Below are 698 nucleotides of genomic sequence, written 5' to 3'. Positions count from 1 at the left end.
AACAGTGAAGCCTGTTCACCAAGCGACAGTAGAGAAGTTCGGCGATCAATGGACGAAGCCAGAGAACTTTGTAGGTAACGGTGCTTATGTTGTTGACAACTGGGTTGTGAACGAGCGTCTAGTATTGAAGCGTAACGAGCAATACTGGGACAACGAAAACACCACACTAGAGAAAGTTACTTTCCTACCGATTGAAAACCAAGTTGCAGAAATGAACCGCTTCCTAGCGGGTGAAATCGACTTCACGAACGAACTGCCAACAGAGCACTTCAAGCGTCTGAAGAAAGAGCACCCACAAGAAGTATCTGTGACGGGTAACCTATGTACTTACTACTACATCTTCAACACGAAGAAAGCTCCGTTTGATGATGTACGTGTTCGTCAAGCTATCTCTTACGCGATTGACCGTAACATCGTAACTGATGCGATTTTAGCTCAAGGTCAAAAACCAGCTTACTTCCTAACGCCAGAAATCACAGCAGGTTTCAACCCAGAAATTCCTGCTTACGGCAAGATGACGCAAGAAGAGCGTAACGCAGAAGCGGCTCGTCTATTGGAAGAAGCAGGCTACGGCGCAGATAATCCACTTAAGTTTAACCTTCTTTACAACACGTCTGAGAACCACAAGAAAATTGCGGTTGCTCTAGGCTCTATGTGGAAGAAAACACTTGGTCTAGATGTAACGCTAGAAAACCAAG

Annotated in this window: 1 protein-coding gene; it reads left to right on the top strand. The window is 45.3% G+C overall.

Annotation, left to right across the window (positions count from 1 at the left end):
• On the top strand, nucleotides 1-698 hold a 698-nt coding region (locus R8O10_RS25185), incomplete at both ends, for an ABC transporter substrate-binding protein (protein WP_318191950.1).

Origin of the sequence: Vibrio sp. 1727, from assembly GCF_033344415.1 — a bacterium.
Classification (GTDB): Bacteria; Pseudomonadota; Gammaproteobacteria; order Enterobacterales; family Vibrionaceae; genus Vibrio; species Vibrio alginolyticus.
The sequence above is the reverse complement of the archived record's forward strand: the minus strand, read 5'-3'. Positions and strand labels throughout refer to the sequence as shown.